Origin of the sequence: Salmonella sp. SAL04214 (assembly GCF_046550615.1) — a bacterium.
Classification (GTDB): domain Bacteria; phylum Pseudomonadota; class Gammaproteobacteria; order Enterobacterales; family Enterobacteriaceae; genus Salmonella; species Salmonella enterica.
Map to the genome: position 1 here is coordinate 349,223 of NZ_JBGDXT010000004.1, position 26,115 is coordinate 375,337.

The 26,115-nt window shown below is 52.7% G+C and carries 29 protein-coding genes; 26 read left to right on the forward strand and 3 right to left on the reverse strand.

The window, feature by feature from the left end; translation table 11 throughout:
• Positions 1 to 483 precede the first annotated feature (483 nt).
• The 3 genes from rluC (at position 484) to ACLJQD_RS09865 (ending at position 2,769) form a co-directional block, all read left to right on the forward strand.
• Positions 484 to 1,443, forward strand: a complete 960-nt coding sequence (gene rluC, locus ACLJQD_RS09855) for a 23S rRNA pseudouridine(955/2504/2580) synthase RluC (RefSeq protein ID WP_000846319.1) — start codon at positions 484 to 486, stop codon at positions 1,441 to 1,443.
• 155 nt (positions 1,444 to 1,598) lie between these two features.
• On the forward strand, positions 1,599 to 2,342 hold the full coding sequence (locus tag ACLJQD_RS09860) for a DUF3053 domain-containing protein (protein ID WP_077907215.1): 744 nt from the start codon (positions 1,599 to 1,601) through the stop codon (positions 2,340 to 2,342).
• Positions 2,343 to 2,544: 202 nt separating this feature from the next.
• Positions 2,545 to 2,769, forward strand: a complete 225-nt coding sequence (locus tag ACLJQD_RS09865) for a hypothetical protein (protein ID WP_000528430.1) — start codon at positions 2,545 to 2,547, stop codon at positions 2,767 to 2,769.
• Positions 2,770 to 2,839: 70 nt separating this feature from the next.
• On the opposite strand, the gene ACLJQD_RS09870 is transcribed toward ACLJQD_RS09865, so the two are convergent.
• Positions 2,840 to 3,424, reverse strand: a complete 585-nt coding sequence (locus tag ACLJQD_RS09870) for a Maf family protein (protein ID WP_001137604.1) — start codon at positions 3,422 to 3,424, stop codon at positions 2,840 to 2,842.
• A 197-nt stretch (positions 3,425 to 3,621) separates the two neighbouring features.
• On the opposite strand from ACLJQD_RS09870, the gene yceD reads away from it, so the two are divergent.
• The 14 genes from yceD to ptsG all read left to right on the forward strand — a co-directional run bounded on the left by yceD (position 3,622) and on the right by ptsG (position 16,151).
• Positions 3,622 to 4,143 (forward strand): 23S rRNA accumulation protein YceD, encoded by a 522-nt coding sequence (gene yceD / locus ACLJQD_RS09875; RefSeq protein ID WP_001174492.1) that lies wholly within the window; start codon positions 3,622 to 3,624, stop codon positions 4,141 to 4,143.
• A gap of 51 nt (positions 4,144 to 4,194) precedes the next feature.
• On the forward strand, positions 4,195 to 4,368 hold the full coding sequence (gene rpmF / locus ACLJQD_RS09880) for a 50S ribosomal protein L32 (protein WP_000290727.1): 174 nt from the start codon (positions 4,195 to 4,197) through the stop codon (positions 4,366 to 4,368).
• A gap of 133 nt (positions 4,369 to 4,501) precedes the next feature.
• Entirely contained in the window at positions 4,502 to 5,581 is a 1,080-nt protein-coding gene (plsX, locus tag ACLJQD_RS09885; protein WP_001518286.1) for a phosphate acyltransferase PlsX, read from the forward strand.
• A gap of 79 nt (positions 5,582 to 5,660) precedes the next feature.
• The gene (gene fabH / locus ACLJQD_RS09890; protein WP_000288148.1) at positions 5,661 to 6,614 is read left to right on the forward strand and encodes a beta-ketoacyl-ACP synthase III; all 954 of its coding nucleotides are present in this window, start codon (positions 5,661 to 5,663) and stop codon (positions 6,612 to 6,614) included.
• 15 nt (positions 6,615 to 6,629) lie between these two features.
• Complete coding sequence (gene fabD, locus ACLJQD_RS09895; RefSeq protein WP_000191343.1) at positions 6,630 to 7,559, forward strand: ACP S-malonyltransferase; 930 nt, start codon at positions 6,630 to 6,632, stop codon at positions 7,557 to 7,559.
• A 12-nt stretch (positions 7,560 to 7,571) separates the two neighbouring features.
• Positions 7,572 to 8,306: a 3-oxoacyl-ACP reductase FabG gene (gene fabG, locus ACLJQD_RS09900; protein WP_000007236.1), complete on the forward strand. Its 735-nt coding sequence runs from the start codon at positions 7,572 to 7,574 to the stop codon at positions 8,304 to 8,306.
• A 155-nt stretch (positions 8,307 to 8,461) separates the two neighbouring features.
• Positions 8,462 to 8,698: an acyl carrier protein gene (gene acpP / locus ACLJQD_RS09905; RefSeq protein ID WP_000103754.1), complete on the forward strand. Its 237-nt coding sequence runs from the start codon at positions 8,462 to 8,464 to the stop codon at positions 8,696 to 8,698.
• An 85-nt stretch (positions 8,699 to 8,783) separates the two neighbouring features.
• Positions 8,784 to 10,025 (forward strand): beta-ketoacyl-ACP synthase II, encoded by a 1,242-nt coding sequence (gene fabF / locus ACLJQD_RS09910; RefSeq protein WP_000044664.1) that lies wholly within the window; start codon positions 8,784 to 8,786, stop codon positions 10,023 to 10,025.
• Positions 10,026 to 10,148: 123 nt separating this feature from the next.
• Complete coding sequence (gene pabC, locus ACLJQD_RS09915) at positions 10,149 to 10,958, forward strand: aminodeoxychorismate lyase (RefSeq protein WP_000478649.1); 810 nt, start codon at positions 10,149 to 10,151, stop codon at positions 10,956 to 10,958.
• Between the two features lie 2 nt (positions 10,959 to 10,960).
• A complete protein-coding gene (yceG, locus tag ACLJQD_RS09920) occupies positions 10,961 to 11,983 on the forward strand; it encodes a cell division protein YceG (protein WP_000736459.1) in 1,023 nt (340 codons plus the stop codon).
• Positions 11,973 to 12,614: a dTMP kinase gene (gene tmk / locus ACLJQD_RS09925; protein ID WP_000535396.1), complete on the forward strand. Its 642-nt coding sequence runs from the start codon at positions 11,973 to 11,975 to the stop codon at positions 12,612 to 12,614. The genes yceG and tmk overlap by 11 nt, the downstream gene beginning before the upstream one ends.
• On the forward strand, positions 12,611 to 13,615 hold the full coding sequence (gene holB, locus ACLJQD_RS09930) for a DNA polymerase III subunit delta' (RefSeq protein WP_000872450.1): 1,005 nt from the start codon (positions 12,611 to 12,613) through the stop codon (positions 13,613 to 13,615). Before tmk ends, holB begins: the two co-directional genes overlap by 4 nt.
• 10 nt (positions 13,616 to 13,625) lie before the next feature.
• The gene (locus tag ACLJQD_RS09935; RefSeq protein ID WP_000480268.1) at positions 13,626 to 14,423 is read left to right on the forward strand and encodes a metal-dependent hydrolase; all 798 of its coding nucleotides are present in this window, start codon (positions 13,626 to 13,628) and stop codon (positions 14,421 to 14,423) included.
• Positions 14,424 to 14,717: 294 nt separating this feature from the next.
• Positions 14,718 to 16,151: a PTS glucose transporter subunit IIBC gene (ptsG, locus tag ACLJQD_RS09940; RefSeq protein WP_000475705.1), complete on the forward strand. Its 1,434-nt coding sequence runs from the start codon at positions 14,718 to 14,720 to the stop codon at positions 16,149 to 16,151.
• An 84-nt stretch (positions 16,152 to 16,235) separates the two neighbouring features.
• Here ptsG and fhuE read toward each other — a convergent pair whose 3' ends face one another.
• Positions 16,236 to 18,410, reverse strand: coding sequence for a ferric-rhodotorulic acid/ferric-coprogen receptor FhuE (gene fhuE, locus ACLJQD_RS09945; protein ID WP_017440968.1), 2,175 nt, complete (start codon positions 18,408 to 18,410; stop codon positions 16,236 to 16,238).
• A gap of 341 nt (positions 18,411 to 18,751) precedes the next feature.
• Here fhuE and hinT point away from each other — a divergent pair, with 341 nt between their 5' ends.
• From hinT to ACLJQD_RS09985, 8 genes are all read left to right on the forward strand, one after another.
• Complete coding sequence (hinT, locus tag ACLJQD_RS09950; protein WP_001532068.1) at positions 18,752 to 19,111, forward strand: purine nucleoside phosphoramidase; 360 nt, start codon at positions 18,752 to 18,754, stop codon at positions 19,109 to 19,111.
• Between the two features lie 2 nt (positions 19,112 to 19,113).
• Entirely contained in the window at positions 19,114 to 19,488 is a 375-nt protein-coding gene (locus ACLJQD_RS09955; protein WP_000589563.1) for a YcfL family protein, read from the forward strand.
• A 13-nt stretch (positions 19,489 to 19,501) separates the two neighbouring features.
• Entirely contained in the window at positions 19,502 to 20,140 is a 639-nt protein-coding gene (lpoB, locus tag ACLJQD_RS09960; protein WP_000164359.1) for a penicillin-binding protein activator LpoB, read from the forward strand.
• A complete protein-coding gene (gene thiK, locus ACLJQD_RS09965) occupies positions 20,121 to 20,945 on the forward strand; it encodes a thiamine kinase (protein ID WP_001257327.1) in 825 nt (274 codons plus the stop codon). The genes lpoB and thiK overlap by 20 nt, the downstream gene beginning before the upstream one ends.
• 10 nt (positions 20,946 to 20,955) lie before the next feature.
• Entirely contained in the window at positions 20,956 to 21,981 is a 1,026-nt protein-coding gene (nagZ, locus tag ACLJQD_RS09970; protein ID WP_000529340.1) for a beta-N-acetylhexosaminidase, read from the forward strand.
• Between the two features lie 24 nt (positions 21,982 to 22,005).
• Positions 22,006 to 22,548 (forward strand): alpha/beta hydrolase YcfP, encoded by a 543-nt coding sequence (gene ycfP / locus ACLJQD_RS09975; RefSeq protein ID WP_000587945.1) that lies wholly within the window; start codon positions 22,006 to 22,008, stop codon positions 22,546 to 22,548.
• A 253-nt stretch (positions 22,549 to 22,801) separates the two neighbouring features.
• The gene (gene ndh / locus ACLJQD_RS09980; RefSeq protein ID WP_000211053.1) at positions 22,802 to 24,106 is read left to right on the forward strand and encodes an NADH-quinone dehydrogenase; all 1,305 of its coding nucleotides are present in this window, start codon (positions 22,802 to 22,804) and stop codon (positions 24,104 to 24,106) included.
• Between the two features lie 178 nt (positions 24,107 to 24,284).
• Entirely contained in the window at positions 24,285 to 24,824 is a 540-nt protein-coding gene (locus ACLJQD_RS09985) for a glycine zipper 2TM domain-containing protein (RefSeq protein WP_001043449.1), read from the forward strand.
• A gap of 74 nt (positions 24,825 to 24,898) precedes the next feature.
• Here ACLJQD_RS09985 and comR read toward each other — a convergent pair whose 3' ends face one another.
• Positions 24,899 to 25,534, reverse strand: a complete 636-nt coding sequence (gene comR, locus ACLJQD_RS09990; protein WP_000205986.1) for a TetR family copper-responsive transcriptional repressor ComR — start codon at positions 25,532 to 25,534, stop codon at positions 24,899 to 24,901.
• Between the two features lie 241 nt (positions 25,535 to 25,775).
• Here comR and bhsA point away from each other — a divergent pair, with 241 nt between their 5' ends.
• A complete protein-coding gene (gene bhsA / locus ACLJQD_RS09995; protein WP_000800159.1) occupies positions 25,776 to 26,033 on the forward strand; it encodes a multiple stress resistance protein BhsA in 258 nt (85 codons plus the stop codon).
• The last annotated feature ends 82 nt before the right edge of the window (positions 26,034 to 26,115 follow it).

The window sequence follows — 26,115 nt, forward strand, 5'->3', positions numbered from 1 at the left end:
CGCGTCGCCAACCTCACGGTTATCGTCAGCTCAAAGAGGCGCAGAGTGTCGGTTGCCTGTATTTCATACGGAAACACAGCGCAATTATCAGGGAAGCAGCCTGGGCATTACTCTCCAGAGAAGATCCTATCTACCGGTAAGGACTGCAACCCGCAGCCCGCTAACTGTCTGAAAAATCAATACGTCTTACGCCATTGCTGCGTTGATGATCGGTCAGACAAAATGGGTTATTCCGCTAAACTTTTTGTTTTAACAAGTTTCGGTGCGGAAACCGCATCATTATTCCACTGCTAACCTTGTTATAGCAAGATGACTTTTACCATTTATCACCCGCTTACTCACAGTTTTTTCACCAGCGTGAGCCAATCGCTTTAATAACCAGCAAAACCGTAGTGAAAAATGTTCATCCGCTGGCGTAGACGTCTCTATAAGCATAGAAAAATGTGTGGCGCGAATCTCACAGGCTATTTAGAATCGCCCCCCATGAAAACAGAAACGCCATCCGTAAAAATTGTTGCTATCGCCGCTGACGAAGCGGGGCAACGCATTGATAACTTTTTGCGCACTCAATTGAAAGGGGTGCCAAAAAGTATGATTTATCGCATCTTGCGTAAAGGCGAGGTGCGGGTGAACAAAAAACGCATTAAACCGGAATACAAACTGGAAGCGGGCGATGAAGTCCGCATTCCGCCGGTTCGCGTTGCTGAACGCGAAGAAGAGGCCGTGTCGCCGCATTTGCAAAAAGTGGCGGCGTTGGCGGACGTCATTTTGTATGAAGACGACCATATTCTGGTGCTGAATAAGCCTTCCGGCACCGCCGTACACGGCGGGAGCGGGTTAAGTTTCGGCGTCATCGAAGGGCTGCGGGCATTGCGCCCGGAAGCGCGATTCCTGGAACTGGTGCATCGTCTTGACCGCGATACCTCCGGCGTGCTGTTGGTGGCGAAAAAACGCTCCGCGCTGCGTTCGCTGCATGAGCAACTGCGCGAAAAGGGAATGCAGAAAGATTATCTGGCGCTGGTGCGAGGCCAGTGGCAATCGCACGTTAAAACCGTACAGGCGCCATTATTAAAGAACATTCTGCAAAGCGGCGAACGCATTGTCCGCGTGAGCCAGGAAGGTAAACCGTCAGAAACGCGCTTCAAGGTGGAAGAGCGCTATGCCTTCGCCACGCTGGTGCGCTGTAGCCCGGTCACGGGCCGTACGCATCAGATTCGCGTCCATACCCAATATGCCGGTCACCCTATTGCGTTCGACGATCGCTACGGCGACCGTGAGTTTGATCAACAGCTTACCGAAGCGGGAACCGGTCTTAAACGTCTCTTTCTGCACGCCGCGGCGTTGAAGTTCACGCATCCGGGAACGGGCGAAGTCATGCGCATTGAAGCGCCAATGGATAACGCCCTGAAGCGCTGTCTGCAGGTGCTGCGTAACGCAAAATAGTTCCTCTCTCGGGCAGGTTATCTGCCCGAATCTCACTTTTCTCATAATATTTTTGTTTTGCTGTATCCGACGCATTTTTACCGTTGTGTACTGTTTATTCTTGCGATCCGGATTTCGGCGTGTTTAAGGACGAACAGATGGCCAATACTAGCTGGATGCGCTCATTTACTCAGCGTTGGGGAAAATACGTTATCGTGCCGTTTGTTATCGCGATGTTGGCCGGTTGCGAAGGGAAGGGCGATAGTTCACGACGGGCTTTCGTTGAGTATTTGAATACGCAAATCATTACGTCTCCCGTGGTGGGCGTCTGTGAGTTGACGCCAGCCCAACGTCAGGCTTTTGGTCATTACGCCGATGACTACGATGTACTATTAACTGCCTACGGGCAAATCTTTGCTGTGGTGTATGAGACCGGCCAGGAGGATAAGATCACTGGTGTTATCCAGTCTGAGCGTGATAATCTGGTTTTCCTGAACGAGCTACGTGTGGCTCGTGACGTAAACAATCGATTTATCCTTCGGTTGAAAAATGTGAGTAGTGAAAACAGAAAAAAATATTCTGCTTTAAAGCTCCCCTCTGATGTGAAGCCTGTCTTTGACGCTGCGTGGAATAAAACCGTAACACCGCTGGATGAGACGATGACTCGCTATTATTTTCTGCGCGGAAAGCGGCTCGACCAACTGGTCGCAATGGGCGAGTTTCTGCAAAAACAGGGAAATAAAGTCCGCTTTGAAACGAATGGAAAAGCGGTTTTTGCCGACCTGGCAGCAAAAGAACACTTTCAGGATCAACAATTTAATTTTTTCATTACGCAGAATGATATAAACCATCTTACTCAGCAGATGGTTGAATTTATAAATAGTCAACAAGATGCGGCTGATGCTGGCGGCGTTAATTAAAGGAATGTGTCGTGAGGTGAAGCAATGTTAGGGGGGCGTAAACTCATCGCGAGATGGAATTTAACGAGTCGCAAGGGGAAGGTTTCAGGACAGTAAACGTCCTGAGAGTTGCTCGCGAGAAGAAGTTCGTAAGCCGCTTTTGACGCCGTAGAGCGCGTCAGGCGAGTATTGAGAACATGTGTTTTTACAAAACTGAACTGAGATGGGGAATTCATTAACGCGCACGTATACCGCTGTTGATACCCTATGGGATAAAACGCACCGTACATCGGTTCGTAATACCAATGCTTTTTTTCTGGTCGGTGAATGGATTGACCAGGAAACGGGCCCGCACGAAGAGAGTGAAGATCGGCAGGCGCTAAATTGTTCACAACAAGCGCTTTCCAGTTGGTTAGAACTGGAAGCGGTCGAAACTGCTCCCCAATAAACGGGAGATAACTACCAACACGTGCAGAAACGGCTTTTAGCGGTATTTGAAAAACCTACAGAATATCCGTTTACTGCAGTAGCGGGTTGAAGCCTTCCCGTCGCAGCATCTGGCACAGAGCAATAAGCGGCAAGCCGATCAGCGTGTTCGGATCGCGCCCCTCCAGGCGCTCAAATAATGCAATGCCTAAACCTTCGCTTTTAAAACTTCCCGCGCAGTGCAGCGGATGCTCTTTACGGACATAGTCGTCTATTTCCGCTTCGCTTAAATGGCGAAAATGAACGTCAAAAGGCTCCACTTCGGTTTGTAAGTGCCCGGAGGCGGAGTTATACAGTGCCAGTCCGGTATAAAACGTCACAATATTTCCGCTGGCTTTGGCTAATTGCTGACGCGCTTTTTCTTCCGTCAGCGGTTTGCCGGTGATTTCGCCGTCCAGAACACAAATTTGGTCGGAGCCAATAATCAAATGATTCGGGAAACGCGCGGCGAGCGATTGCGCCTTCGCCTGCGCCAGCCGCAGCACCAACTGACGCGGCGCTTCGCCCGGCATGGGGGTTTCATCAACATCCGGCGCGGCGCATTCGAAAGGAATCGTCAGCTTTTCCAGCAGCGCGCGACGCCAGGGAGAGGTAGACGCAAGGATGAGACGGGGCATATTTTTTCCCTCAGATATAGCGTAATGATGAGAGCCATCTTAAACTATGCTCTTCGGTCTTCAAGCCTGTCATACTGACTCGTCTTGAGCGAAAATAAGTCTGTAACCCGCAATGTGTGCGAATTATTGGCAAAAGGCAACCGCAGGCTGCCTTTTTCTTTGACTATATGACGTTACGAAGTTAATATGCGCGCCCTATGCAAAAGGTAAAATTACCCCTGACTCTTGATCCGGTTCGTACCGCTCAAAAACGCCTTGATTACCAGGGTATCTATACCCCCGATCAGGTTGAGCGCGTTGCCGAATCTGTAGTCAGTGTGGACAGTGATGTGGAATGCTCCATGTCGTTCGCTATCGATAACCAGCGTCTCGCCGTTTTGACTGGCGATGCGGTCGTTACGGTGTCGCTCGAATGCCAGCGTTGCGGGAAACCGTTTACCCATCAGGTTCACACAACGTATTGTTTTAGCCCTGTCCGTTCCGACGAGCAGGCTGAAGCACTGCCGGAAGCGTATGAGCCGATTGAGGTAAACGAATTCGGCGAAATCGATCTGCTGGCGACGGTTGAAGATGAAATCATCCTCGCCTTGCCGGTAGTTCCGGTGCATGATTCTGAACACTGTGAAGTGTCCGAGGCGGACATGGTCTTTGGCGAACTGCCTGATGAAGCGCAAAAGCCAAACCCATTTGCCGTATTAGCCAGCTTAAAGCGTAAGTAATAGGTCTTCCCCGCGGACGCAGGGATAAACCGTAATTGAGGAGTAAGGTCCATGGCCGTACAACAGAATAAACCAACCCGTTCCAAACGTGGCATGCGTCGTTCCCATGACGCTCTGACCGCAGTCACCAGCCTGTCTGTAGACAAAACTTCTGGTGAAAAACACCTGCGTCACCACATCACTGCCGACGGTTACTACCGCGGCCGTAAGGTCATCGCTAAGTAATCGCGCGATACTCGATGCCTTTTGCATCACAGGCGTGCCTGTGGTGTAAAAGCCGAAGAGTACAAGCGTGATAAAGCTTAGTGAGGATTTCTCCGCGTAAGCGGAGAACACCGAACCAGGCAGCGACGATACCTTGACACGTCTAACCCTGGCGTTAGATGTCATGGGGGGCGATTTTGGTCCTTCCGTGACGGTGCCTGCAGCATTGCAGGCACTGAACGCTAATTCGCAGCTCACTCTTCTTTTAGTCGGGAATCCCGATATTATCACGCCATTACTTGCCAAAGCTGACTTTGAACAACGTTCGCGTCTGCAGATTATCCCTGCACAGTCAGTTATTGCCAGTGATGCCCGGCCTTCGCAGGCGATCCGCGCCAGTCGCGGGACATCCATGCGTGTGGCCCTGGAGCTTGTGAAAGAAGGCCGAGCCGAAGCTTGCGTTAGCGCCGGTAATACCGGGGCGTTGATGGGGCTGGCGAAATTATTGCTCAAGCCTCTTGAGGGGATTGAGCGTCCGGCGTTGGTGACGGTATTACCGCACCAGCAAAAGGGCAAAACGGTAGTGCTTGATTTGGGTGCCAACGTCGATTGCGACAGTACCATGCTGGTGCAGTTTGCCGTGATGGGCGCCGTTTTGGCGGAAGAGGTCGTCGGGATCAAAAATCCCCGCGTGGCGCTACTCAATATCGGGGAAGAAGAAACCAAAGGCCTCGACAGTATTCGCGAAGCCTCTTTAATGTTAAAAACAGTCCCAACCATCAATTACATCGGCTACCTTGAGGCGAATGAGTTACTGACGGGAAAAACCGATGTACTGGTGTGTGACGGCTTTACAGGCAATGTCACACTTAAAACGATGGAGGGGGTTGTCAGAATGTTCCTTTCACTGCTGAAATCACAGGGCGAGGGGAAAAAACGGTCGTGGTGGCTGCTGTTATTAAAACGTTGGTTACAAAAAAGCCTGACGAGGCGATTCAGTCACCTCAACCCCGACCAGTATAATGGCGCCTGTCTGTTAGGATTGCGCGGCACGGTGATAAAAAGTCATGGTGCGGCCAATCAGCGAGCATTTGCAGTCGCGATTGAACAGGCAGTGCAGGCGGTGCAGCGACAAGTTCCTCAGCGAATTGCCGCTCGCCTGGAATCTGTATACCCAGCCGGATTTGAACCGCTGGACGATGGCAAAGGCGTAAACCTGCGGGCGCACAGATAATATCGCTGTCTCCCCGGCGCCGCCAGCGTGCCAGACGTTTACAGGTAACGGTATATAACCGAAAAGTGACTGAGCGTACATGTATACGAAGATTATTGGTACTGGCAGCTATCTGCCTGAACAAGTGCGGACTAACGCCGATCTGGAAAAAATGGTTGAGACCTCTGACGAGTGGATTGTCACTCGTACAGGTATTCGTGAACGCCATATCGCCGCGCCGAATGAAACTGTCGCGACGATGGGCTTTACCGCTGCGAATCGCGCGATTGAGATGGCGGGGATCGATAAAGACCAAATTGGCTTGATTGTGGTGGCTACCACATCAGCAACGCATGCATTTCCAAGCGCGGCATGTCAGATTCAAAGTATGCTCGGTATTAAAGGTTGCCCGGCGTTTGATGTCGCTGCAGCGTGCGCAGGTTTCACCTACGCGTTAAGCATCGCCGACCAGTACGTTAAATCCGGCGCGGTTAAACACGCGCTGGTGGTCGGTTCCGATGTATTAGCCCGCACTTGCGATCCTGGCGATCGCGGTACGATCATTATTTTCGGCGATGGCGCAGGCGCGGCCGTACTGAGCGCTTCTGAAGAACCGGGTATTATCTCCACTCATCTTCATGCCGATGGCCGTTACGGTGAATTACTGACCCTGCCGAATGCCGATCGCGTAAATCCGGATAACCCGATTTACCTGACAATGGCGGGCAATGAAGTCTTTAAAGTGGCGGTCACTGAACTGGCGCATATTGTCGATGAGACGCTGGCGGCTAATAACCTGGATCGCTCAGAACTCGATTGGCTGGTGCCGCATCAGGCTAACCTGCGTATCATTAGCGCGACAGCGAAAAAACTCGGCATGTCGATGGACAATGTCGTCGTCACGCTGGACAGGCACGGTAATACCTCCGCGGCTTCTGTGCCGTGCGCGCTGGATGAAGCCGTGCGTGACGGGCGAATTAAAGCCGGTCAGCTGGTATTGCTTGAAGCCTTCGGGGGTGGATTCACCTGGGGCTCCGCGCTGATTCGTTTCTAGTATAAGGATTTAAACATGACGCAATTTGCATTTGTGTTCCCCGGTCAGGGTTCTCAGAGCGTTGGGATGTTGGCCGAAATGGCGGCAAATTACCCTATCGTAGAAGAAACGTTTGCTGAAGCTTCTGCGGCTCTGGGATATGATCTGTGGGCGCTCACCCAGCAAGGTCCAGCGGAAGAATTGAATAAAACCTGGCAGACGCAGCCGGCGTTATTAACCGCTTCCGTCGCGCTTTGGCGCGTTTGGCAGCAGCAGGGCGGTAAAATGCCTGCGTTAATGGCGGGTCACAGCCTGGGCGAATACTCCGCGCTGGTTTGCGCTGGCGTCATCAACTTTGCTGATGCCGTTCGTCTGGTGGAAATGCGTGGTAAATTCATGCAGGAAGCGGTTCCGGAAGGCACTGGCGGCATGTCTGCGATCATCGGGCTGGATGATGCCTCTATTGCTAAAGCCTGTGAAGAATCTGCCGAAGGGCAGGTTGTTTCGCCGGTTAACTTTAACTCGCCGGGACAGGTGGTTATCGCCGGGCATAAAGAGGCGGTAGAACGCGCGGGCGCAGCCTGTAAAGCCGCTGGCGCGAAACGCGCGCTGCCGCTGCCGGTGAGCGTACCGTCGCACTGCGCGCTGATGAAACCAGCGGCAGATAAGCTGGCGGTTGAATTAGCCAAAATTACCTTTAGCGCGCCAACGGTGCCGGTAGTAAACAACGTTGACGTGAAATGTGAAACCGATGCCGCCGCTATCCGCGATGCGCTGGTTCGCCAGTTGTACAATCCGGTACAGTGGACGAAGAGCGTGGAATTTATCGCGGCGCAGGGCGTTGAACATCTTTATGAAGTGGGTCCAGGTAAAGTCCTCACTGGTCTGACGAAACGTATTGTCGACACCCTGACAGCGTCGGCGCTGAACGAGCCGGCGGCGCTGTCTGCGGCACTTACGCAATAAAAGAGGAAAACCATGAGCTTTGAAGGAAAGATTGCGCTGGTGACTGGTGCAAGCCGTGGCATAGGCCGCGCAATTGCAGAGACTCTCGTTGCCCGCGGCGCGAAAGTTATCGGGACTGCGACCAGTGAAAATGGTGCGAAGAACATTAGCGACTATTTAGGTGCTAACGGGAAAGGTTTGATGTTGAATGTGACCGATCCTGCATCTATTGAATCTGTTCTGGAAAATATTCGCGCAGAATTTGGTGAAGTGGATATCCTGGTTAATAATGCCGGTATCACTCGTGATAATCTGTTGATGCGAATGAAAGATGATGAGTGGAACGATATTATCGAAACCAACTTATCATCCGTTTTCCGCCTGTCAAAAGCGGTAATGCGCGCTATGATGAAAAAGCGTTGTGGTCGCATTATCACTATTGGTTCTGTGGTTGGTACCATGGGAAATGCAGGTCAGGCAAACTACGCTGCGGCGAAAGCGGGCCTGATCGGTTTCAGTAAATCACTGGCGCGTGAAGTTGCGTCCCGTGGTATTACTGTCAATGTTGTGGCTCCGGGTTTTATTGAAACGGACATGACGCGTGCGCTGTCTGACGATCAGCGTGCGGGTATCCTGGCGCAGGTGCCTGCGGGTCGCCTCGGCGGCGCTCAGGAAATCGCCAGTGCGGTTGCATTTTTAGCCTCTGACGAAGCGAGTTACATCACTGGTGAGACTCTGCACGTCAACGGCGGAATGTACATGGTTTAATCACGATTGAAAAATATTTGCGTTATTAGGGCGAAAGGCCGCAAAATAACGTAAAATCGTGGTAAGACCTGCCGGGATTTAGTTGCAAATTTTTCAACATTTTATACACTACGAAAACCATCGCGAAAGCGAGTTTTGATAGGAAATTTAAGAGTATGAGCACTATCGAAGAACGCGTTAAGAAAATTATCGGCGAACAGCTGGGCGTTAAGCAGGAAGAAGTAACCAACAATGCTTCTTTCGTTGAAGACCTGGGCGCAGATTCTCTTGACACCGTTGAGCTGGTAATGGCTCTGGAAGAAGAGTTTGATACTGAGATTCCGGACGAAGAAGCTGAGAAAATCACCACCGTTCAGGCTGCCATTGATTACATCAACGGCCACCAGGCGTAAGTGAACATCTCCAGGCGGTCGTTCGACCGCCTGAGTTTTATCTTTTTGTCCCACTAGAATCATTTTCCCTCCCTGGAGGACAACCGTGTCTAAGCGTCGTGTAGTTGTGACCGGACTGGGCATGTTGTCTCCTGTCGGCAATACCGTAGAGTCTACCTGGAAAGCTCTCCTTGCCGGTCAGAGTGGCATCAGCCTGATCGACCATTTCGATACTAGCGCCTATGCAACGAAATTTGCTGGCTTAGTAAAGGATTTTAACTGTGATGACATTATCTCGCGCAAAGAACAGCGCAAGATGGATGCCTTCATTCAATATGGAATTGTCGCTGGCGTACAGGCCATGCAGGATTCTGGCCTTGAAGTGACGGAAGAGAACGCAAGCCGTATTGGCGCCGCTATCGGCTCCGGTATCGGTGGTCTCGGTCTGATCGAAGAAAACCACAGTTCGCTGGTAAAAGGCGGACCGCGTAAGATTAGCCCGTTCTTTGTCCCGTCGACGATTGTTAACATGGTAGCAGGCCATCTGACTATCATGTATGGCCTGCGTGGGCCAAGCATCTCTATTGCGACTGCCTGTACTTCAGGCGTGCATAACATCGGCCATGCCGCGCGTATCATCGCCTATGGCGATGCGGACGCGATGGTGGCAGGTGGCGCAGAAAAAGCCAGTACGCCGCTGGGCGTAGGTGGTTTTGGCGCAGCGCGCGCGCTGTCGACCCGCAACGATAACCCACAGGCGGCGAGCCGTCCGTGGGATAAAGAACGCGATGGTTTTGTACTGGGCGACGGTGCCGGTATGTTGGTGCTTGAAGAGTACGAACATGCAAAAGCGCGTGGTGCGAAAATCTATGCTGAAATCGTCGGCTTTGGTATGAGCAGCGATGCTTACCATATGACGTCGCCGCCGGAAAATGGCGCAGGCGCTGCGCTGGCGATGGTTAACGCGTTGCGTGATGCCGCGATTGAGCCTGCTCAGATTGGCTACGTCAACGCGCACGGCACGTCGACGCCTGCCGGCGACAAAGCTGAGACGCAGGCGGTTAAGTCAGTCTTTGGCGATGCCGCAAGCCGAGTGATGGTGAGCTCGACCAAATCGATGACCGGCCATCTGTTGGGCGCCGCAGGCGCAGTAGAGTCTATTTTCTCTATTCTGGCGCTACGCGATCAGGCCATTCCGCCAACCATTAATCTGGATAACCCGGATGAAGGTTGCGATCTGGACTTCGTGCCGCATGAAGCGCGCCAGGTCAGCGATCTGGAGTACGCTCTGTGTAACTCCTTTGGCTTTGGCGGAACTAACGGTTCCTTGATTTTTAAAAAGATCTAAGTTAAGCCAGAGACAAACATTAATAAAAAGGTCCGCTTGTCGGGCCTTTTTTATCAGGCATATCACCTCTTGTTCTGCGTTATTCATCCTGCCACACTAGCAGGCGACGGATAAGGAGCCACTATGTTTTTAATTAATGGCCATGCGCAGGATCAACTTGCTGCAAGCGACCGGGCGACGCAGTTCGGCGATGGCAGTTTTACGACCGCACGTATTGTTGATGGCAACATTTGCCATCTGGAAGCGCATCTTCAGCGCTTGCAGGTTGCCTGTGAAAAATTACGGATCGCTTTTAGCCATTGGTCGACCCTTCGGCAAGAGATGACAATGTTGGCCACAGGGCATGATTCAGGCGTGTTGAAAGTGATCATTAGCCGTGGTAGCGGCGGCCGGGGATACAGCGCCATGAATTGTCAGGCAGCTACCCGAATCCTCTCCGTTTCTGCTTATCCCGCTTATTATTCTCAGTGGCGTAAGCAAGGCATCACTCTTACCCTTAGTCCCATACCGCTTGGGCGCAATCCTTATCTTGCCGGATTAAAACATCTGAACCGCCTCGAACAGGTGTTGATTCGCTCTCATCTTGAGCAGACGGACGCCGATGAGGCGCTGGTTCTTGACAGCGAGGGATGGGTTACGGAATGCTGTGCGGCTAATTTGTTCTGGCGTACAGGCGACATTGTTTTTACGCCGCGTCTGGATCAGGCTGGGGTGAACGGCATTATGCGACAATTTTGTTTACGCCAACTGGCGCAATCTCCTTTCCAGGTTCTTGAAGTACAGGCGAGAGAGGAGGCAGTCAGGCAGGCGGATGAGATTATCATTTGCAACGCGCTAATGCCGATTATTCCCATACGCGCCTATCACGGGACGTCGTATTCTTCGCGAACACTGTTTCAATTTTTAGCCCCATTTTGTGAGCATCCGAATTAGTTATGAAAAAATTGTCAGGCGTTTTCCTTCTGCTGTTGGTTGTGCTGGGTATTGCCGCGGGCGTGGGGATGTGGAAAGTTCGCCATCTGGCGAACAGTACATTACTTATTAAAAACGAGACTATCTTTACGCTCAAGGCGGGAACGGGGCGGCTGGCGCTTGGCGACCAGCTTTATGATGAAAAAATCATTAATCGCCCCCGGGTATTTCAGTGGCTGCTGCGCGTGGAGCCTGAGTTATCGCACTTTAAAGCGGGAACTTACCGTTTTACGCCGGGGATGACCGTACGGGAGATGCTTGAGTTGCTGGAGAGCGGCAAAGAAGCGCAATTCCCGTTGCGGTTTGTGGAAGGGATGCGCCTTAGCGATTACCTGAAACAGCTACGAGAGGCGCCGTATATTCGCCATACATTGCCGGATGATGACTACGCCACTGTCGCTCAGGCATTAAAGCTTGCGCACCCGGAATGGGTAGAAGGGTGGTTCTGGCCCGATACCTGGATGTATACCGCCAACACCAGCGATGTCGCTATTCTCAAGCGAGCGCACCAAAAGATGGTGAAAGCTGTCGATACTGTCTGGAAAGGCCGGGCCGAGGGGCTGCCTTATAAAGATCAGAACCAACTGGTGACAATGGCCTCGATTATTGAAAAAGAGACGGCTGTCGCCAGCGAACGCGATCAGGTGGCCTCAGTCTTTATTAATCGCCTGAGAATCGGTATGCGCCTTCAGACCGATCCCACCGTGATTTACGGGATGGGGACGAGTTATAATGGTAACTTGTCGCGTGCGGATCTGGAAAAGCCGACGGCTTATAACACGTATACCATAACCGGGCTGCCGCCAGGACCGATCGCATCGCCCAGCGAAGCGTCATTGCAGGCGGCGGCGCATCCGGCGAAAACGCCGTATCTCTATTTTGTGGCCGACGGTAAAGGCGGTCACACATTTAACACCAATCTTGCCAGCCATAATCGGTCAGTGCAGGAGTACCTGAAAGTGCTTAAGGAAAAAAATGGGCAGTAATTATATCGTCATCGAGGGCCTGGAAGGCGCCGGAAAAACCACTGCGCGCGACGTGGTGGTGGAGACCCTTGAGCAACTGGGTATTCGTAACATGATTTTTACCCGTGAGCCGGGCGGTACGCAACTTGCCGAAAAACTACGAAGTCTGGTGCTGGATATCCGATCGGTAGGCGACGAAGTGATTACCGATAAAGCGGAAGTGCTGATGTTTTATGCCGCTCGCGTACAGCTCGTCGAAACGGTAATCAAACCCGCGCTGGCGCAAGGTATATGGGTGATCGGCGATCGCCACGATCTCTCGACCCAGGCGTATCAGGGGGGAGGGCGCGGCATTGATCAAACCATGCTGGCGACACTACGCGATGCCGTGCTGGGCGATTTTCGCCCTGACCTGACGCTGTATCTGGATGTCACGCCGGAAGTCGGGCTAAAACGCGCCAGAGCGCGCGGCGATTTGGATCGCATTGAGCAGGAATCTTTTGATTTCTTTAACCGGACTCGCGCGCGCTATCTGGAACTGGCGGCGCAAGACTCGCGTATCCGCACCATTGACGCGACCCAGCCGCTGGATGCCGTCATGCGCGACATTCGCGCCACGGTGACGAAGTGGGTGCAGGAGCAAGCGGCATGAAATGGTATCCATGGTTACGGCCCGCCTATGAAAAACTGGTAGAAAGTTACCAGGCGGGACGTGGGCACCATGCGCTACTGATTCAGGCCTTACCTGGCATGGGCGACGAGGCGCTGTGCTATGCGCTGAGCCGTTATCTGTTATGCCAGCAGCCTGAGGGCCACAAAAGCTGTGGGCATTGCCGTGGCTGTCAGCTTATGCAGGCTGGCACGCATCCGGACTATTACACGCTGACGCCGGATAAAGGCAAAAGTAGCCTCGGCGTAGATGCGGTACGCGAGGTCAGCGAGAAATTGTACGAGCACTCCCGTCTGGGCGGCGCGAAGGTGGTGTGGATTGCGGATGCGGCGCTATTAACCGACGCCGCCGCCAATGCGTTGCTCAAAACGCTGGAAGAGCCGCCGGAGCAAACCTGGTTTTTCCTTGCCAGCCCGGAGCCTGCTCGTCTGTTGGCGACATTACGCAGCCGCTGCCGGCTGCATCATCTGGCGCCGCCGTCCGAATCGTATGCGATGTCATGGCTATCGCGAGAAGTGACGGCGTCACAAGAAGCATTGCTCACGGCGCTACGCCTGAACGCGGGGTCGCCCGGCGCCGCGCTGGCGCTGTTGCAGTCTGAACGCTGGGCGCAGCGTGAGGCGCTGTGTCAGGCGTTAATGGACAGTTTGCATACGGGCGACTGGTATGCGTTATTAACGGCGCTCAATCATGAGCAAGCCCCGGCGCGCCTGCACTGGCTGGCGACGCTGCTGGTAGACGCGCTGAAACGTCAGCACGGCGCGTCGTACCTGACAAACGTTGATGCGGACGCGGTTGTTGCCGCGCTGGCGGGGCCGCTATCCCCGGCGCGTATTCAGGCAATCCTGAACGATGTTTGCCATTGTCGTGATCAATTACTTCATGTGACCGGATTAAACCGCGAACTGGTATTAACCGATCTCATTCTCCGCATCGAGCATTACCTGCAACCAGGCACCTTGTTGCCTGTTCCTCATCTTTGAGAGAGACATTATGTTTTTAGTCGACTCACACTGCCATCTTGATGGTCTGGATTATCAATCTTTGCATAAGGACGTGGACGATGTGCTGGCAAAAGCCGCCGCGCGCGATGTGAAGTTCTGTTTAGCGGTGGCGACGACGCTGCCGGGGTATCGCCATATGCGCGAGCTGGTAGGCAAGCGCGATAATGTGGTCTTTTCCTGCGGCGTGCATCCGTTAAATCAGGATGAAGCATATGACGTAGAAGAACTGCGCCTCCTTGCTGCAGAAGACGATGTGGTGGCGATGGGCGAGACCGGGCTTGATTACTTTTACACGCCTGAGACCAAAATCCGCCAGCAGGCGTCTTTTATTCATCATATCCAGATTGGCCGCGAATTGCATAAACCGGTGATTGTCCATACTCGCGACGCGCGTGCCGATACGCTGGCTATTCTGCGCGAAGAAAAAGTGACGGATTGCGGCGGCGTACTACACTGTTTTACAGAAGACAGAGAAACGGCCGGCAAATTGCTGGATCTGGGGTTTTATATCTCTTTTTCCGGCATCGTAACGTTCCGTAACGCTGAACAGTTGCGTGATGCGGCGCGCTATGTGCCGCTGGATCGGTTGTTAGTCGAGACCGATTCTCCTTATCTGGCGCCGGTGCCGCATCGCGGTAAAGAGAACCAGCCTGCGATGGTACGCGACGTCGCAGAATATATGGCGGTATTGAAAGGGGTTGCCGTTGAAGAACTGGCGCAGATCACCACCGATAACTTTGCTCGCCTGTTCCATATTGACGCGTCTCGCCTGTCATCAATCCGTTAAACGAGTTTTTTTAAAGCTCGTAATTAATAAGCAAAGCGCGTAAAGTTCACCGCCACAAAAGGGGCGGTGAGCGAGCTTATGGAAACATTCGGAAACTCATTTTGGCAGAATATGATACTTTTTAGGCTATCTGGCGCTGAAACGTGATAGCCGTCAAACAAAATCAGACGTATTTATTTTACTCTGTGTAATAAATAAAAGGGCACTTAGATGTCCTGTCCACGGCGGGGTTCTCCCCCCTCGCCAATGCGTGAGAACGTAGAAAAGCACAAATACTCAGGAGCACTCTCAATTATGTTTAAGAATGCATTTGCTAACCTGCAAAAGGTCGGTAAATCGCTGATGCTGCCGGTATCCGTACTCCCTATCGCAGGTATCCTGCTGGGTGTCGGTTCCGCTAACTTCAGCTGGCTGCCAGCCGTTGTATCGCACGTTATGGCAGAAGCGGGCGGATCTGTTTTTGCCAATATGCCGCTGATTTTCGCTATCGGCGTGGCGTTGGGCTTCACCAACAACGACGGCGTTTCGGCTCTGGCGGCGGTAGTAGCGTATGGCATCATGGTGAAAACCATGGCTGTGGTTGCGCCGCTGGTTCTGCATTTACCTGCTGAAGAGATCGCCGCTAAACACCTTGCTGATACGGGTGTTCTCGGGGGGATTATCTCCGGTGCGATCGCAGCGTATATGTTTAACCGCTTCTACCGTATCAAACTGCCTGAGTATCTGGGCTTCTTTGCGGGCAAACGCTTCGTGCCGATCATTTCGGGTCTGGCCGCTATTTTTACCGGTGTGGTGCTGTCTTTCGTATGGCCGCCAATCGGTACGGCTATCCAGGCGTTCTCGCAGTGGGCGGCTTATCAGAATCCGGTTGTCGCGTTTGGTATTTACGGTTTTATCGAGCGTTGCCTGGTGCCGTTTGGTCTGCATCATATCTGGAACGTTCCTTTCCAGATGCAGATCGGCGAATACACCAACGCAGCGGGTCAGGTATTCCACGGCGACATTCCGCGCTATATGGCGGGCGACCCGACGGCGGGTATGTTGTCTGGCGGCTTCCTGTTCAAAATGTACGGTCTGCCGGCTGCGGCCATTGCTATCTGGCACTCTGCTAAACCGGAAAACCGCGCAAAAGTGGGCGGTATCATGATTTCCGCCGCGCTGACCTCGTTTTTGACGGGTATTACCGAGCCTATCGAGTTCTCCTTCATGTTCGTGGCGCCGATCCTGTACATTATTCACGCAATTCTGGCAGGTCTGGCATTCCCGATCTGTATCCTGCTGGGGATGCGTGACGGTACGTCGTTCTCCCACGGTCTGATCGACTTTATCGTGCTGTCCGGTAACAGCAGCAAATTGTGGCTGTTCCCGATTGTTGGCGCCGGTTATGCGATTGTGTACTACACCGTGTTCCGCGTGCTGATCAAAGCGCTGGATCTGAAAACGCCGGGTCGTGAAGACACTACTGATGACGCAAAAGCGGGCGCGACCAGCGAAATGGCGCCGGCTTTGGTTGCGGCGTTTGGCGGTAAAGAGAACATCACTAACCTGGATGCCTGTATCACGCGTCTGCGCGTGAGCGTAGCCGATGTAGCGAAAGTGGATCAGGCTGGCCTGAAGAAACTGGGTGCGGCAGGCGTTGTCGTCGCGGGTTCCGGCGTTCAGGCTATTTTCGGTACGAAATCCGATAACCTGAAAACGGAAATGGATGAGTACATCCGTAACAGCTAAGCAGTAATGATGTTGGGGAGAATTAAGGCAGCCATTCGGCTGCCTTTTTTAATGGCGCTTTACATGCCGCTCTCCGACAGTCTGTCAGAACTGATAATTGGCGGTGAGGCTGACGTTACGCGGCGCGCCGTAAACAATGGAACCATCAATATTGGTGTCGTAGGTTTTATCAAACAGGTTGTTGATGTTTCCCTGTACGGAGAAATTTTTCGTCACCTGATAGCGGGTAAACAGATCGACCAGCGCATAGCTGCCCTGTTCGGCGCGGAAAGTGCCGTACGGCGTCGTGGTATCTTTGTAAACCCGATTCTGCCAGTTCACGCCGCCGCCGACCGTCAGCTCCGGTATCGCCGGCAGACGATAGCGGGTGAATAACTTCACGCTGGTGCGCGGAAGATTAGGGTTCACGGCGTTACCTTCATTGTCCTCGGCAACATACCGGGTAGCCCCGAAAGTCATCTGCCAGTTATCGGTAATTGCGCCGTTTACTTCAAATTCGACGCCTTTGCTCACCGTTCCGTCAGTAGACTTCCAGGCAAACTCCCCATTACTGCCAGGGATGGGAATAGTGGTTGCCTGAGCGACGTTATTCTGCTCAATGCGGAACACGGACAACGTGGTGGTGAGGCGGCTGTTCATCCAGTCGGACTTCAGGCCCGCTTCATAGTTATTACCGGTAATCGGAGCCAGATATTGACCCGCTTTGTCGCGTTTATTCTGCGGCTGAAAGATAGAGGTATAACTGGCATAAGCGGACCAGTTGTCGTTGATATCATAAATCAGCCCGGCATACGGCGTGGTATGGTTTTTCTCCATGCTGTAGGTCAGTGTATCAACACGCCAGTTGGTATAACGAGCGCCAAGAATCAGATGCAGCGGGTCGGCCAGCGAAATGCGCGTAGCGGCATACAGCGATTTCATATGCGTGGTATCGTCCTGCGCCAGATTTTGTGGCGCCCAGTGGGTTTGGGGGAAATTACCGTTAAAGGCGCTGAAGTTGCCAATGTCGTTCGGAAAGACGTTCGCCCAGGCGCTAAAATAGCGGTTATTCTGTTTACTATAACTGCCGCCAAACATCATATTGTGCTGACGGCCAAACAGCTCATAAGCGCCATCGGCAAAGAGATCTATGGCATCTACTTTGCGCTTGCCGCTGTTCCAGCCCGTACCGCCGACCACGGGGTAGCTTGCGCCATAAGGACTCACCAGCGTACCTGTCTCTTTATCGACTAAAGCATCGATATACATCATTTTACTGTCGAATTTGACCTCAGTATGGGTCGCATTCAGGGTCGCCTGCCAGCTTTCGGCAAAACGCTGCTTAAGCGTGACGAAGAATTTATTTATCTCTTTGTTGTTATAAGCCCAGTCCGGGGCGGTACTACGCGCGCGGTCATAGCTATTTTTGCTGCCATCGGTGTTCCAGCGCGGCAGACCGCCCCAGGTCGGGCTGTTGACATCAATTTTTTGATATTCATAACCGGCTGAAAGGCTGGTAGTTGCACCCAGATCGGCATCGATAATTCCGGAAAAGAACGCTTTCTCACTGTTATAGCGGTCCAGCCAGGAATCATTATTCTGATAACCCGCCACGATGCGCCCACGGACATTACCGTCTGCGGTGAGCGGACTTTGCAGATCCATGACGTAACGCTGCTTATTCCAGCTACCGTATTCTGTGGAGACGTTACCTTTGAACTCCCGACTGGTGGCGTGTTTACGGATCATATTAATTGAGGCAGAAGGATTGCCGGTTCCGGTCATCAGCCCATTCGCGCCGCGAACCACCTCCACGCGCTCATACAGCGCGGTATCCGTTAGCGCATCGCCCAGATTCCAGCGGGACTCAAAATACGTTGGAATACCGTCAACCATATAGTTGTCAATTTCAAACCCGCGCGAGTAATAGCTGATGCGATCGGAGTCAGCCTGGCTTCCACTGATTCCCAGCGTATTGGTCATCACCTCGCCCAGGGTTTGCAACTGCTGGTCTTCCATACGCTGTTGGCTGACAATACTGACCGACTGCGGGATATCGCGCTGAGTCATCGGCATTTTGGTGCCCGCTGCGGTCGTTTTCACGCTGTAATCCTGTTCTTCGCGGTTTACGGCGTCAGCGGTCGTCGCGCCTTCGACAATAACGGTATCCTCAGCCGCGAAGGCGGCAGGCATAAATGCCATCGCCATACCCATAGCTAACAGCGACGGTGCGGCGGTGGACGGAAGGTGTTTGTCCCGGCGGTATTGAATGAAAGACATCTGAAAATCCTTGCTTGTTATTGGGGTAAGTTCAGGACGTATGACGTTGAACCTTTTCATTCTTTGCTAGTTAATGCGCATAAAAATGCAAATGAGAAATATACGCATTTGTATTAAATGTGTAAAACGGTATAACCAGGGAAACTAGAAATATTTTTTAAGCGTACAAAGGCGTTATGGCAGGGGGATATGGCGGTAAGTCCAGCATGTAGTCATTTTTCGCTTAATAAATCGTGGGTTAAAGTTGAAAGAGCGTCGGTAACTCGCTCATACTCTATACTCGCAGTATGGCTCGGCGTAGCATGTGCGCTGCAAGGGCTATTATGAAAAAGGAAAACGTCGTGGCAGAAGAAACTATATTCAGCAAAATTATTCGTCGTGAAATCCCTTCGGATATCGTTTATCAGGATGAGCTGGTCACCGCCTTTCGTGATATTTCACCGCAGGCGCCGACGCATATCTTGATTATTCCCAATATCCTGATCCCAACCGTCAATGACGTGACGGCGGAACATGAACAGGCGTTAGGTCGGATGATCACCGTGGCGGCGAAAATCGCCGAACAGGAAGGCATTGCCGAAGATGGGTATCGTTTAATCATGAATACCAACCGTCATGGGGGCCAGGAGGTTTATCATATCCATATGCACCTACTGGGCGGCCGCCCGCTAGGCCCGATGCTGGCGCATAAAGGCTTGTAAGTATGATCAAAGGATGCATCGCGGTTTCTCTGGGCTTGCTGCTGCTTACCGGCTGCCGGTCACATCCTGAAATTCCGGTAAGCGACGCGCAGTCGCTGGTGATGGAGTCCACGGTTCTGGCGGCGGGCGTCACCGCAGAGCCGCCTGAGCTGACGGCGTCTGATATCCAGCCATCAGCCTCTTCCCGCGTCTATAACGAAAGGCAAGAGCCCATAACCGTTCATTATCGGTTTTACTGGTATGACGCGCGGGGGCTGGAGATGCATCCGCTGGAGGCGCCGCGTAGCGTAACCATACCCGCGCGTTCGTCGGTAACGCTATTTGGCAGCGCCAATTATCTGGGGGCGCATAAGGTCAGGCTTTATCTTTATTTGTGAGGAGTGAATTTTGATGACAAAAATGCATCGCTACGCTGCCATTGCTGCGCTGGCGATATTTCTCTCCGGGTGTATGGCGCAACGTCAACCTGCGCCAGTTGAAGAGGTAAAACCAGCGCCAGAACAACCCGCGCAGCCGCCGCAGCCTCCTGTTGTGCCGTCTGTGCCAACCATTCCACAGCAACCGGGGCCGATCGAACATGAAGATCAAACGGGCCAGCCAGCGCCTAAGGTGCGCCACTATGACTGGAACGGCGCGATGCAACCGCTGGTCAGCAAAATGTTGCAGGCTGATGGCGTGACGGCCGGAAGCGTATTGCTTGTCGACAGCGTGAATAACCGGACGAATGGGTCGTTAAATGCGAACGAGGCAACGGAAACGTTACGTAATGCGCTGGCGAACAACGGTAAATTTACGCTGGTCTCTGTACAGCAACTCTCGATGGCAAAACAGCAGTTAGGGTTGTCTCCGCAGGATAGTCTGGGAACGCGCAGTAAAGCTATTGGCATTGCGCGCAATGTCGGGGCGCAATATGTACTTTACTCCAGCGCATCCGGTAACGTTAACGCGCCTGCATTACAGATGCAGTTAATGCTGGTGCAAACTGGCGAGATAATCTGGTCAGGTAAAGGTGCGGTCCAACAACAATAATCCCTTAACGCGCGACGAGATCCTGTCGCGCTATTTTCCCCAGTATCGTCCCGCCGTCGCCGCATCGCAGGGGCTAAGCGGCGGGAGCTGTATTATTGCCCACGATACTCACCGTATCGTGCTGCGCCGTCATCACGACCCTGACGCTCCACCAGCCCATTTTTTACGTCATTACCGCGCCTTATCCCAATTGCCGGCCAGTCTTGCGCCGCGAGCGCTTTTTTATACGCCGGGCTGGATGGCGGTAGAATATCTGCATGGTGTGGTAAATTCCGCTCTGCCAGATGCCGACGAACTGGCGGCCTTACTGTATCATTTGCATCAACAGCCGCGTTTTGGCTGGCGTATCGCGCTATCGCCACTATTGGCGCAGTACTGGTCGTGTTGCGATCCGGCAAGGCGTACGCCGTTTTGGTTGCGGCGGCTCAAACAGTTGCAAAAAAACGGTGAACCTCGCCCGCTGCGGCTCGCGCCTTTGCATATGGATGTCCATGGCGACAATATAGTATTAACGTCCGCCGGGTTGAGACTGATTGACTGGGAGTATGCCGGCGACGGCGATATTGCGTTGGAGCTGGCGGCAGTATGGGTTGAGGATGAACGCCAGCACCGACAACTGGCAGACGCTTATGCAGCGCGCGCGCGAATCGACGCCCGGCAGCTATGGCGACAGATACGATTATGGCACCCCTGGGTCATTATGCTAAAAGCAGGGTGGTTCGAATACCGCTGGCGACAAACCGGCGAGCAACAATTTATCAGGCTGGCCGATGAAACCTGGCGCCAGCTACGTATGAAAGGATAAGGAGAGCAGTGTGGGCCCAGTAATGTTGAATGTCGAAGGATGTGAGCTGGATGCGGAGGAGCGCGAGATACTGGCGCATCCGCTGGTTGGCGGGCTTATTCTGTTCACGCGTAATTACCATGACCCGGAACAGCTGCGCGAATTAGTGCGCCAGATTCGGGCGGCATCGCGTAACCATCTGGTGGTGGCCGTCGATCAGGAAGGCGGGCGCGTACAGCGTTTCCGTGAAGGGTTTACCCGCCTGCCCGCGGCGCAATCTTTTTTTGCGCTGCATGGGCTGGAAGAGGGGGGGCGACTGGCGCAGGAGGCAGGGTGGCTGATGGCCAGCGAAATGATCGCGATGGATATTGATATCAGTTTTGCGCCAGTGCTGGACGTCGGGCATATCAGCGCGGCAATTGGCGAGCGCTCCTATCATGCCGATCCCGCAAAAGCGTTGGCAATGGCAACGCGCTTTATTGACGGCATGCATGACGCCGGGATGAAAACGACCGGTAAGCATTTCCCCGGCCACGGCGCGGTCACGGCGGACTCCCACAAAGAGACGCCGTGCGATCCACGTCCTGAAACGGACATCCGTGGCAAAGATATGTCGGTGTTCCGCACGCTGATTAGCGAGAATAAACTGGATGCGATTATGCCTGCCCACGTGATCTACCGCGCTATCGATCCGCGTCCGGCAAGCGGTTCGCCGTACTGGCTGAAAACGGTGCTGCGTCAGGAGCTAGGCTTTGACGGCGTCATTTTCTCCGACGATCTGTCTATGGAGGGCGCGGCGATTATGGGCAGCTATGCTGAGCGCGCTCAGGCGTCGCTGGATGCGGGTTGCGATATGATTCTGGTCTGCAATAATCGTAAAGGCGCAGTCAGCGTGCTGGATAATCTGTCGCCGATCAAAGCAGAACGTGTTACACGTTTGTATCATAAAGGTTCATTTTCACGCCGGGAGCTCATGGACTCAGCACGCTGGAAAACAGCCAGCGCCCAGCTCAACCAGTTACATGAACGCTGGCAGGAAGAAAAAGCAGGTCATTAACTCGAGTTTTCGTGAGGGTGCCAGATGATTATTTATTTACACGGTTTTGATTCAAATAGTCCGGGCAACCATGAAAAAGTGTTGCAATTACAGTTTATCGACCCGGATGTTCGGCTGGTAAGCTACAGTACGCGGCATCCTAAGCACGATATGCAGCATCTGCTGAAAGAAGTGGACAAAATGTTGCAGTTGAATGTGGACGAGCGCCCTTTAATCTGTGGCGTGGGGCTGGGCGGTTACTGGGCGGAGCGGATTGGCTTTTTGTGCGATATCCGTCAGGTGGTTTTTAACCCGAACCTGTTCCCCTATGAAAACATGGAGGGGAAAATCGATCGCCCGGAAGAATATGCGGACATCGCTACAAAGTGCGTGACCAACTTTCGCGAAAAAAATCGCGATCGTTGTCTGGTGATCCTCTCGCGTCATGACGAAGCGCTGGACAGCCAACGCTCAGCGCAAGCGCTTCACCCGTATTATGAAATTGTGTGGGATGAGGAACAGACTCACAAATTCAAAAATATTTCGCCGCACTTGCAACGTATCAAAGCGTTTAAAACGCTGGGGTAACGCCCCCGGCAATATGGCGTTATCAGTGACCGGATAACCAGCCTTGCGGCTGGTTTTTTTATGCTCAATTCTCGCAAACTGTCTATCTTTTCAGCATGAAAACTTGATGCACATCAATTTTGGTATGACCAATGCACCGTTCATGCTATTCTCATATCAGAAGCTTATTCTCATTAACGTAACTTGTTGTTAATTAAAGGCTATACTAATAACTTTTAATTAACAATTGGTTAATAAATTTAAGGGGGTCACGTTGACTACACCATTAAAAAAGATCGTGATTGTCGGCGGCGGCGCTGGCGGGCTGGAAATGGCAACGCAGTTAGGCCATAAACTGGGGCGCAAGAAAAAAGCGAAAATCACGCTGGTAGACAGAAATCACAGCCATCTGTGGAAACCATTGCTGCACGAAGTGGCGACTGGCTCTCTGGACGAAGGCGTGGATGCGCTGAGCTATCTGGCCCATGCGCGCAATCATGGTTTCCAGTTCCAGCTGGGGTCGGTGATGGATATCGATCGCGAAGCGAAAACCATCACTATTGCCGAGTTGCGTGATGAAAAGGGCGAACTGCTGGTGCCGGAGCGCAAAATCGCGTATGACACGCTGGTGATGGCGCTGGGCAGCACCTCTAATGATTTCAACACGCCGGGCGTGAAAGAGCACTGTATCTTCCTCGATAACCCGCATCAGGCGCGCCGTTTTCACCAGGAGATGCTGAACCTGTTCCTCAAGTATTCGGCTAATCTGGGCGCGAACGGTAAGGTCAATATCGCCATCGTTGGCGGCGGTGCGACGGGGGTTGAGCTGTCGGCTGAACTGCATAACGCGGTAAAACAGCTGCATAGCTATGGTTATAAGGGGCTGACCAACGACGCGCTGAACGTGACGTTGGTTGAGGCTGGCGAGCGTATTCTGCCTGCGTTGCCGCCGCGTATCTCCAGCGCCGCGCATAATGAACTGACCAAACTGGGCGTTCGCGTACTGACGCAAACTATGGTCACCAGCGCCGACGAAGGCGGTCTGCATACGAAAGAAGGTGAATATATTCAGGCCGATCTGATGGTGTGGGCGGCGGGTATCAAAGCGCCAGATTTTATGAAAGAGATTGGTGGTCTGGAAACGAACCGCATTAACCAACTGGTGGTGGAACCGACGCTGCAAACCACGCGCGATCCTGATATTTATGCGATTGGCGACTGCGCTTCCTGCGCACGTCCGGAGGGAGGTTTTGTGCCGCCTCGCGCTCAGGCGGCGCATCAGATGGCTACCTGCGCGATGAATAACATTCTGGCGCAGATGAATGGCAAACCGCTGAAAGCTTACCAGTATAAAGATCATGGTTCGCTGGTCTCTCTGTCCAACTTCTCTACCGTGGGTAGTCTGATGGGGAACCTGACCCGCGGTTCAATGATGATTGAAGGACGTATCGCCCGCTTCGTGTATATCTCGCTATACCGTATGCACCAGATAGCGCTGCATGGATACTTTAAAACCGGCCTGATGATGCTGGTGGGCAGTATTAACCGCGTCATTCGTCCGCGCCTGAAACTGCATTAATTTCTCTGCGTCTCACCGGCTGCTCGCGCCGGTGAGCGCTTCTCCATCACTCGCTTCGGAGTTGTCCGAATCCTTCAGCTTTACCGCCTCATCCCGCATTTTTCATCCTCATTCCGATTGGCTTTGTTCGCATACTGGTTGCAAAATTGTTACCAATAGCAACGAAGGAGGAACTCCCGTGAATAAATCAATGTTGGCGGGTATAGGGATTGGCGTAGCGGCTGCGCTGGGTGTGGCGGCAGTGGCCAGTCTCAACGTATTTGATCGTGGTCCGCAGTATGCGCAGGTGATATCGGCTAAACCGATTAAAGAGACGGTAAAAACGCCGCGTCAGGAGTGCCGTAATGTCACGGTCACGCATCGCAGACCGGTTCAGGACGAAAACCGTATTGCCGGCTCGGTGCTTGGCGCAGTAGCAGGCGGCGTGATTGGACATCAATTTGGCGGCGGTCGTGGTAAAGATGTGGCGACGGTCGTCGGGGCGCTGGGCGGCGGTTATGCTGGCAATCAAATCCAGGGATCAATGCAAGAAAGTGATACCTACACTACCACGCAGCAACGCTGTAAGACGGTGTATGACAAATCTGAAAAGATGCTTGGCTACGACGTGACCTACAAAATTGGCGATCAGCAGGGCAAAATCCGCATGGATAAAGACCCCGGAACGCAAATTCCCCTCGACGGCAATGGCCAACTGGTTCTGAATAACAAAGCATAAAAAAGCTGTACTCTGCAAGTTAGCCCCTCATTCGCTCAGGCTGAGGGGCTTTTTTTTATCCGAAGCCGCGTCGTTCAGGACTTGAGCAGTTCAGGCCAGATGCGCAGAGTCGTACGCGTAATTTGCATCAGTTGTTCGAAGGTGGCACCTTCACGGGCGCTGATCGACATTCCCTGTAAAATACAGTTTATATATTCTGCGAGCGCCTGCGGGTTACAGTGCGCCGGAATTTCACCGCGCTCCTGACGTTGGCGCAGAAACTGGATGAGCGTCTGTTCCTGCATGGCGTGGCGTGATTTTACCGTGCGGGCGATATCGCGCGAGGAGGCGGCCAGGGTGGCGGACGTATTAATCATAAAGCAGCCAGCCGGCGTGTCTGTACTGGTAAAGCAGGCGGCAATTTCTGTGAAGTAATCTTCCAGCGCCGATTCTACGCTTTTCTCTTCACAAAAGAGCTGGGCTTCGTGTTTTGAGGCAAAGCGAGTGATGTAGCGATCCAGGACAGCGCGAAATAATCCTTCTTTGTTAGTGAATTCCGCATAGAGAGTAGGCGCTTTCGCCCCGGTAGCCTCTACGAGATCGGCAAGCGAAGTTGCTTCATAGCCGTGCTGCCAGAAGAGAGTCATGGCCTTATCAAGCGCGGCTTCCCTGTCGAACACTTTTGGTCGGCCACGGCTTTTCTTCGCGCAACTCGTGGTATCCGTTGTCATGATGCCGTTGTACCTGTTTAAAGAGCGGTCTCTCTATTATAAAAACAAACCACTTCTGGCTCCAGAGTATTCATTAGAAAAATAAATCAATTCTATTCACATGAAAAATAACATCTTTATAAATTATATAACGATCATTATAAAAAGAAGTTGACGTGTGATGTAGATCACATCTATGATTAACTTATCGATCGTTAAGTTAATGCTTACGACACCCATTCATCTGCTAAAGGTCATCACTATGAAAAACGTAAAAACCCTCATCGCTGCTGCCGTACTGAGTTCGCTCTCATTCGCCAGCTTCGCCGCCGTTGAAGTTCAGGCAACGCCAGAAGGTCAACAGAAGTTCGGCACCATTTCCGCGAATGGCGGCACGAATCTGGGCTCGCTGGAAGATCAGCTGGCGCAAAAAGCGCAGGAGATGGGGGCGAAGTCTTTCCGTATTACCTCTGTTACCGGCCCGAATACCCTCCACGGTACGGCGGTAATCTATAAGTAAGCATTAACCCTCATTAATGCCGCTGCGATTGCCACAATAAAAAGAGAAAGCCTCGCGATGCATCGCGAGGCTTTTTTGTCAG